General features: G+C 43.6%; 6 protein-coding genes and 2 pseudogenes. 1 reads left to right on the forward strand and 7 read right to left on the reverse strand.

Features of this window, described 5'->3' with window-relative positions:
• Nucleotides 1-2: 2 nt before the first annotated feature.
• Genes C5471_RS19245 through C5471_RS19270 form a run of 6 tightly spaced genes read right to left on the reverse strand, consistent with a single transcriptional unit; the run spans nucleotide 3 to nucleotide 6,887 of the window.
• Nucleotides 3-875 (reverse strand): prephenate dehydrogenase dimerization domain-containing protein, encoded by an 873-nt coding sequence (locus tag C5471_RS19245; protein ID WP_133815206.1) that lies wholly within the window; start codon nucleotides 873-875, stop codon nucleotides 3-5.
• Nucleotides 872-2,950: an aminodeoxychorismate synthase component I gene (pabB, locus tag C5471_RS19250; protein ID WP_133815207.1), complete on the reverse strand. Its 2,079-nt coding sequence runs from the start codon at nucleotides 2,948-2,950 to the stop codon at nucleotides 872-874. The genes C5471_RS19245 and pabB overlap by 4 nt, the downstream gene beginning before the upstream one ends.
• A complete protein-coding gene (locus C5471_RS19255) occupies nucleotides 2,931-3,287 on the reverse strand; it encodes a chorismate mutase (protein WP_133815208.1) in 357 nt (118 codons plus the stop codon). Before C5471_RS19255 ends, pabB begins: the two co-directional genes overlap by 20 nt.
• A gap of 7 nt (nucleotides 3,288-3,294) precedes the next feature.
• A complete protein-coding gene (locus tag C5471_RS19260) occupies nucleotides 3,295-4,581 on the reverse strand; it encodes an aminotransferase class I/II-fold pyridoxal phosphate-dependent enzyme (RefSeq protein WP_133815209.1) in 1,287 nt (428 codons plus the stop codon).
• A 24-nt stretch (nucleotides 4,582-4,605) separates the two neighbouring features.
• Complete coding sequence (locus C5471_RS19265) at nucleotides 4,606-5,457, reverse strand: HemK/PrmC family methyltransferase (protein WP_133815210.1); 852 nt, start codon at nucleotides 5,455-5,457, stop codon at nucleotides 4,606-4,608.
• Nucleotides 5,454-6,887, reverse strand: coding sequence for an NAD(P)/FAD-dependent oxidoreductase (locus C5471_RS19270; RefSeq protein WP_133815211.1), 1,434 nt, complete (start codon nucleotides 6,885-6,887; stop codon nucleotides 5,454-5,456). The genes C5471_RS19265 and C5471_RS19270 overlap by 4 nt, the downstream gene beginning before the upstream one ends.
• Nucleotides 6,888-7,871: 984 nt before the next feature.
• On the opposite strand from C5471_RS19270, the pseudogene C5471_RS25390 reads away from it, so the two are divergent.
• A pseudogene (locus C5471_RS25390) lies at nucleotides 7,872-8,492 on the forward strand (hypothetical protein).
• Here the strand turns inward: C5471_RS25390 and C5471_RS19280 are convergent.
• Nucleotides 8,475-9,021 (reverse strand): annotated as a pseudogene (locus tag C5471_RS19280) (IS630 family transposase); the annotation flags it as partial. The pseudogenes C5471_RS25390 and C5471_RS19280 sit on opposite strands and share 18 nt — an antisense overlap.

A 9,021-nucleotide genomic window follows, 5' to 3' on the forward strand; every position in this document is an offset into this window, starting at 1 on the left:
TATCATTCAAGCGTTGAAAAAATATGCTGGCAATCAGCAGCACTAATATTGAGCTGTTCCCCCAGTTGTTGTGCAATGTGTCTGAGGTTATTGCCAAATTCAGTTTGATTGCCAGCCTGCACTATTGAATCTAACTGTTGTATGGCATACAGCAGCTCCTGACGCGGTTCAGCCGCCATCGGGTTTTCATATTGAACGTCCCAGTACACTTCCATTGGATTGCGTAAAATCCTTGATAATAACGCCAGCATGGTGCGCATTGGCGGCGGTGCAACAGTTGCCAGAGTGTGAATATCCAACGGGCTTTTCGCCAGCACCAAGCCAAAAATCAATATCGCGGCATGGGGTAAAGCCTGACAAAACGCCATCATCCGATCATGTTCCTCTGGCGTCATTCTACTGATGCGCATACCGGCCTGCGTCAATACCAACTCAATCCAATGCGGGTTAACATGACAGTTATCAAGAATGACTGCAACTGGCCTTTTTTGCTCCGACAAGGATGGCGAGAACATCGGGTTAACACCCATGAAAGGCTGCCTAGGGGTGGCAGCTCTTAAAGCAGAATGGAAAGGTGCCTGAACCGAACAGGTTGACACTATCTGTACATCATCACCAACCGCTGATAGCACCCAAGGCAGAGCCTGTATTGCAACCGCTTCCGGTAAGGCAAAGACAACCGCCTTCGCCTCAGTAAAAATCGCCTCGGAACCCGCTGCGGGATTTAAGATATCCAGCTGGCAGCAGAGAGAATGCTCTCCCTGCGCCCGTTGGTCAACACGGTATACTGTGCAACCACTTTGCGTAAAAAGGCGCGCCAATAAAGAACCAATAGCACCTTGCCCACCAAGAATGACGATTTTACGGTTACTCACACTTCCTCCGCTATATGACTAAAACTGAAATAGGGCACACTGGCCTTCACCAATGTTTCTTCAAATTCATCATAAGGATCGGAGTGAGCGACAATGGCACCACCAATGCCGAACTCGGCACATTCTTGATGTAACACCGCCGTTCGGATAACAATGCTCAACTCTGCTTCACCACTGAAAGACAACCATCCAAGCGCCCCAGAATAGACACCGCGTGCCGATGATTCCAAAGAGTCAATGATCTCCATTGTGCGTTTCTTTGGCGCGCCAGTCATTGATCCTCCCGGGAAACATGCCCGGATGGCTTCCATTGATGAAGTGCTTTCACGTAATTCACCGCGTATTGTCGAAACCAATTGATGCACAGAAGAGAAACTCTCAACTTTAAACAATTCAGGGACATGAACACTGCCAGGACGACACACCTGATTAAGATCGTGGCGCACTAAGTCCACTATCATCAGGTTCTCAGCTCTATCTTTGGCTGACTGACTCAATTCCGCCTGAAAATGCTGATCATCAGCTGCCGTTATTCCCCGTGGCCGGGTTCCCTTAATCGGTCTGGATTCAATACCTCTGGCCTCATCAATGCGTAAAAACGTTTCCGGCGATGCACTCAGTACGGAAAAATCCCCACATGCCAGATAAGCGCCATAAGGCACGGGGCTGGCATGACGCATTCGTCGGTAAGCATCCAATGGCCGTCCTGAATAAGCCATCTTTGCTCTATTCGTCAGACAGATTTCATAAGATTCGCCATCAGTGATGTATTGAAGTGATTTATGGATCCCATCCATATACTTCTGCGCCCCATATTCCAAACGAATTTTGTTCTGATCGACAGCGCCAGGAATAAAGTCAGGTATCACTCCACCGGTATTTTTTGCAATGGTTACTACAGGTTCCGACGGCCAATTTTGTGGCTGGCCTACAGGCGTGATAAGACATTCATAAAGTTTATCCTGCTGGTGATCGAAGACAAAAAAATGTGGAGTAAAGATTAAACTGGCATCAGGATGTTCTGAATGATATTTGCTGCTACCAATTGTCAACGCCTTTAATTCATATCCTAAATAACCAACAAAGCCACCTTTGAAGACAAATGGCATCTGTTTTGGTGCGGAAATTTTCACCCGTTCAAGCAGTTCAGACATCAATGAGAAAAAATCACCCTGAACAATCCTTTCACCATCAGGGCCGGTCAAACGCAAACTCTCCGTCTGTACACGATATTCAAGCCTGACTGCACCCTGTTCATTGCCACTTCCCATGATTGAAAAGCGGGCATTGGGCCTGTCCGAATTTTCACTATCCAGCCAGAAAGAGTGAGTATCATTGCCATAATATTGAATGAACAGAGATTCAGGATCGATAATGCCCTGACATTCACGGTAATTCAGATTGAGATGCTGCTTTCCGCCCACCGCCAGATAAGCTTCATAGGCAGAAATACACTTATTCACAACGATAATATCCTGCTCGTTATGCTCGTTATGCTCTTTAGACGTCTTTGCTATGCGAACAAAATTACTCAGTAATTCACGCCCATATTCAGAATCAATCGACTCAGGATGAAATTGAACACCCCAAATCGGTTTTTGGGTGTGCTCAATGGCCATAATTAAGCCATCATCAGTCCAGGCGGTACATTTAAGAGTGTCAGGCAACCGGGTACAGACTAGCGAGTGATATCTGACCACTTCAAATTGCTCAGGCAAACCGAGAAATAATCCTTCTCCGGTATTCCTGATGCGACTGCGATAACCATGTACCGGATTAGGCGCATGTTCTACAAAACCACCAAATGCCAGGCTAATGCCCTGATGACCAAGGCAAATACCCAATAGTGGAATTTCGGCGCGGGCAATGACCTCAGCACAGACACCAAAATCGCTATTTTCAGCTGGATGCCCTGGCCCTGGAGAAAGCACGACAGCATCATAATTGTCTATCGCCAACTCTTCATAAGTCAGAGAATTGGTGACGACAGATGGCACACTGCCGGTCACTTCATACAGATATTGAGCAATGTTTTGTGTAAAAGAATCATAATTATCAATCAGCAGTATTTTCATTATTCTTTTTTTTCTCGCGTAACAACCGATCAATCAATTCTTCTTCTTGACGACAGGTTTCTTCGATAACTAACTGGAATATTGACGCAGTATATTCAGGTCGTAGCCCAAAATCCGTTGATTTATCCTTCAACATATCCAATAACGAAGTAATCCGTTGTGGCTGCATCATCGGAATATCCCATTCCGCTTTTATCTCAGCGATTTTCATACAGATCTGCATACGCTCAGAAAGCAGCGATAAAATCTGCATATTAATAACATCCAGAGACTCCCTATAAGGTTGTAATATGTCCTGCTTATTTATTATTGATTGAGTCATAGAGTTGCGCTTCATCACGAATTCATTGAGTCACTTGTACCTGTGGAGCAATGGCCTGTGGTTTAGCCCAATTCAGCCCTTTTTCCCGTATTTTGAATAAAGTATTCACTAATTGCCTGATTTCACTTTCCTTATGCTCACTGGAGAACGCAAAACGCAACATGGCGTTACCATCTGGAACCAGCGGATAAAATACCGGGAACAATAAGATGCCGTTGTCACGCAGCAGGCGTGCAGCTTCAAGCCCTTCAACTTCATTTTCGAATAACGCCCCACGAACAGGAGATTGCACACCGGCATTCATCAGGCTATTACCCGTCAGGGAATCAAACAGATTGACATTCTTCCAGAGTTGTTCCTGCCGTATTTCTATTTCAAGGCTAAGATGAAGTTTTGCTGCTGCAACGTTAGCGGCCAACATCGGCACCATAATTGAATGACCAAAAACCAGAGGATTAGCCAGGGTACTAATCACTTCAATATCATCGGCACCTGCAACAACCACAAAACCACCCGCACCACCAAATGCTTTGGATAGTGAACCTGCCAGTATGAGGTTGGATGGTAAAACATGGTCAAGTGCGGCAAAGGCATAACCCGCGCCATTGCGCCCTACAATGGAAATGCCATGAGCATCATCGACATAGACATAGCCTCCGGCAGCCGCCAATTTTCGGGTTAATTCTGCAACCGGAATCAAACCATTCATTGAGCCAATACCATCAATTAGCAGGACAGGGGTACGCTGATTCTCGCCACAGTTCTGCAAAGCTTGCTGCACCGACGGTTCATCAGCACTATCGACCCGCGATACTGGCCCGAACTGTTCGAGAATACCGCGTAATACCTGCATAGATGCATGAGCCGTTTTATCCATCAACCAATGTACTGGCCGGGTAAGTGGATAGTTAGGTAAAGAACCACTGCCCAATAACGGCAATACACCCAGGTGAACGTTACTGGTGGAAGTGAAAACAGCAACGGAGCCACCTTGATAAATTTCTTCCAGCAGTTCCTCCAGTTGCCTCAAATATTGTGGGCGCATTGCACCACGGGACGATGACAAATGTATCCCTGTCCGAGCCATTGCCTGATTTGCTGCCTCAATTAACGCGGGATGATGTTCTAATCCCAAATAAGAGCAGGAAACAAACTCCGTAAAAACCTTGCCTTCTTCTGTTGTAATTTGCTTACCGTGACGTTCTACAACCGTGAAACTGGTCAGTCCTTCATCAATAGCTTGCGCTAAAGCGCCGGTTGTCCGTGACCTGCGGATCGTCATCCAATCCTGCTTCTGTTTTACATCCATTATCTAGACTCCTGCTGTCTGAGTTCAAATGAGCTGACAACCGACAGTGATTACCGAACTGCCTGTTGTGTCAGAAATATCTTTATCAATAATTGTCCGGACTAAAGAAAAACCGGCGTCTGAAAATAGTGTTCTGACGCTCTGCTCCTGACTTTCACCATGTTCGATAACCAACCAGCCATTTGATTGCAGTAGCTGTCTGGCTTGTTTGATAATCAACCGCGTTAAGTCGAGCCCATCATCCCCCGAATACACCGAAACATAAGGATGATGTTCCTCCCACTCCGGTAATATTGTCTGCTGTTCTGGAACGTAAGGTGGATTAGCGACAATTAACGCTACCGAGCCGTTAAATTGAGAAAATGCCTGCCAATCCCGTAAATCGGCTTTTAATGCCTCCGCTTTAACTGCCCAGCCAGCCAACCGGGAGATATTGCGTGTCAGGTATTGAAAAGCGATGTCATCATATTCAACACAAGTGACCTTTAAATCCGGGCGACGTTTAGCAATGGCTAAACCGATAGCCCCACTCCCCGAACATAAATCCAGAACCCCTGATCCCTGAGGTACTTCATGTTCATTCTCCAGCCATTTATGGATAATCTGACTATGAGGACGCGGAATAAAGACCCCCGTACCGACCACCAAAGGCAGTTCATCAAAATCCGCAATGCCGACAATATGCCCAAGAGGGATCCGGTTACAGCGCTCATGAACCGCAAGCATAAATTCATCACGGGCGCGATCCTTACAGCGCCTTTCCAGATAACGATCAGCCAGACAGGCAAGATCGGTTTCCACATCCCAAACACCTGCCTCTATCAGTAATTCCCTGGCCTTATCAATAGCCGCCTGATCTTTCAACAAAGAGTTCATGACCATGCCTCATAGTAGCTACGTAACCGTTCACGCATGGATTCATAAATATAAGAGAAAGCAACCAATTCTGGCGGTGGCGTGAACTGAGGATGAAGCGATTCGATCACATCCTGATAATTGCGTGTCATGCCTTCATTCAGTAGCGGCAACCAATAAGGTTTGATATCCCAGCGATACTCGTAACCTGTGGCAAGCATTTGCTGGACGGTTTCTTTAGCCATCACTTCACGGGAGAAACCGACTAACGGAGGGCGAACCGGATTGAAGGAATCCAGGTTAATTTGCGTATTTTCTATTCCGGTCAACGCATTAGCAACATAATCTGCCAGTAACGGTGACTGATGTAAGCCATCACGGTAAGTCCCGGTAGCCAGCCAAAGGCCATTCACACCACATTCACCAATTAACGGAAACCCATCCGCCGGGATTGGTCTGTTACCGACCTGAATTGAAAGAATATCAGCATCATGCAAGTTAATATCCAACTGATCTAACGCACAATCCAGCAGAAACTGCACATCTGAAATCAATGCCTGACTGCGTGGTTTTTCAGCCAGAATATTTGTCGCACCGAGATATAGAACACCATCACCCCGTGGTACACAATGCAACCCACAAGCAAATGCCCGGTTAGGAGTACGAATTACCGACGTCGGTAATTCTCTGCCTTTTGGCATCTTGACCAGAATGGATACCCCGTAACCGGCAAATATCGGCGGGATTTGCCGGACAACAGAAGGGATATTTGATAACAGATCCAACGAGTGCGCACCGGCAGCAACCACCACCTTATCCGCCATTAAACGCTCGCCACTTAGCAATTCGACACCAATGGCTAAACCGTCTTCAATCAGCACACTCTTAACATTCTCATCTTTGAGGACGCCACCTTCCGCAACCAATGCAGCATCCAGTTTTTCCAGCAGTAAATGCGAATCCAGGGCATGTTCGTCAGGAATATATAAAGCACGAAGCGGACGCACCAGATCATTAGGCTTTAACCACTCAATTTCACGTGGATCAACGGTTTCATAAGGAGCCGCATATTCGTTCAGGGTTTGTTCGATAGCGTCATAATTGACACTGTCAATCTCTTCCATCCCGGCGGTATTCAGTATCACATGAGTCCCTTTAGCGGTGAACAGCGATCGCGTATCACCAGAAGAGTCAGCTAACCGCTGCGCCCAGGCAGGCCAAAGCGCTTTAGAAATACAATCCATATTCAATTTCAACTTACCGTGCTCACTCGCTAATAAGCCACTGGTAATTTCGCCAAAACAGCCATTCATCGCCCCTGCGGCTTTGGAAGCGGCATTAGTTCGATCAGTACTTCCAACCCGACAAACCGAAAGATTTCTGCTTGCCAGCTCATAGGCGATTGAACCTGCAATTGCCCCTGAACCCACGACAATAAAGTCGTATTTCATTTATTACTCCTGTATGGCCTATGGCCAATTTATTTTAAATATTTTGTCAACAACGACGGATAAATAATTATTATCCTCTTGCAGTGAGGATATTTTTACTGTTTTACATCAATTGTAAAAAAATAGCCTTGTGTTCATCAGTAATTAAAGTGATGAATCACACTCAGATTTATGCTGAATTTAAAATAGAACATGCGATAACAAATTATCACCATTAGAAATGGTTTCAATTTACTATCAAATAAATATAATCATCCATGAAATTAATAAAATAAAATAAAAAACAAAACAAAACAAAACAAAACAAAACAAAACAAAACAAAAACAGTGAGTTAAATAATGATAAAAGATGCTATTTATATTTAAAATTAATAATAACAAAAGATATTATTAGATTGGCAATAACATTTGCTAATCAGGAGAGAACAATAGTCATCAAATACAAAACTGTCAAATAAATTTACTCTTATATTATAAATAAAAAAACTATATAAATATTTTCAATACAAAATAAAAACAGTTTATATTTGAATTGTTACGGGGAACAATATTATAAATACCTTTTATTCTTCAAAAAAAGAACAAAAAATCTCAAGAAAAGTGATTTTTAAATTTATATTCGACATCAATTTTCACCAAAATATATAAGATAGAGACAAACGTTATTATACCGAAATTGACTATTATGGGTAGTAACTGGATAGTTGAGATAATCGCTAATTTTTCAGATTATCCTGTGACTGGTTTCTCTTTTATTTTTTCACATTGAAGATATCGTTTTCTAGCCTCAAAAACGGAGGTTTTTTGTACTATTGCCGGTGCGATTTTCATTTATAATTAACTTGGGTTTGCTGCACTGTCAGTTGTAGTTAATTTGGGGATAAATGTAGTTCGATCCGGTTTTAAACGCAGATTGTTACACCTAGTGGCGGGGACAGTGACCGGATAGCTTTGATAACCGCCAATCAAATCATAGGAGTATTCATGAGTAAAAGAAGTGATATAGAGAGAGGAAGGTTGGTTTATACCGAAAAGTCGGGATGGATAGATGTCGGTCATGCTAAGGGAGATGATGCCAGAAAGCTCATGGCTGCTATAAACTCAGGGGATGATACTAAGGGGTCTTATTTTACTATTAGATATACACAATATATGGGGTTAGGGTTGAAATATGGAACGTCTAAAATGACAAGGTGGAGAGTAAGGTGAGGGTTGTCTTTACATGATAAGCGGAGAGTTGCACTGACTATTATGATGTATACAAGCCATTTATTTGAAGCTCATCAGGACTCCTTTCCTTTTAACTGGTACACAGATAGTGGATATAGTGGTGAAGATTTGGTTTCTAACTTACTTGGTTTTTATCAGGCTATAAATCAAATAGACTATTTACCTCGGCTTAACCCTGTAAGTAAAAGTGACGCATTAAAGCGGTGGGACTACTATGGCCCTATAGGTAAATATAAAAATAAAATGTTCAAGCCTTTGTTGTTCCCTGATCCTGAAAAATACCCTAATAACGCCAGGCCTTATTATTCGTCTTTGCCAGAATTTCTGAACACTATATCCCCTATAACCCAAGAAACTTCAAGATGCAGTTTTTAGCACCTGAAAATGGTCGTTAATTCTAGACATCAGCGAGTCCGCTATATCAGGTAGCGTTGTGGTGAAAAATTTGAATACTTTGTCTCGAAATTCATGTTTATCAGCGAAATAACGGTTATTTCGAACATGTTCATTCATGACCTTCCATAATCGCTCTATCGGGTTTAAATTGGGGCTATAGGGAGGAAGGTAATGTCACTCAATATTGCTAACATAAGCCCAGTCCTTCACAAGATGCGCTTTGTTGTAACCCGCTCCATCCACAATAAGATGAATTTTTTGATGATACTCAGGATAAGACTTTCTTATTTCATTGAAAAAACAGCAAATGTTGTAGTCATTGAGGGTTTGATATTCCTGGAACACCGTATGACCAATGGCATTCAGGTTGAGTGCACCCAATATATTCAGGCGAGTTCGGCTTCCTGTTGTTTTGACTGTTTTTTTCTCGCCTTTTCGCATCCAGCCATAACCGAGTTTGGTGCCTTGAGTCGGGTGAACCGCGTCAAGAAAGAGGATGGGTTCGTCT

This window comes from Photorhabdus tasmaniensis (genome assembly GCF_011189505.1).
Classification (GTDB): Bacteria; Pseudomonadota; Gammaproteobacteria; order Enterobacterales; family Enterobacteriaceae; genus Photorhabdus; species Photorhabdus tasmaniensis.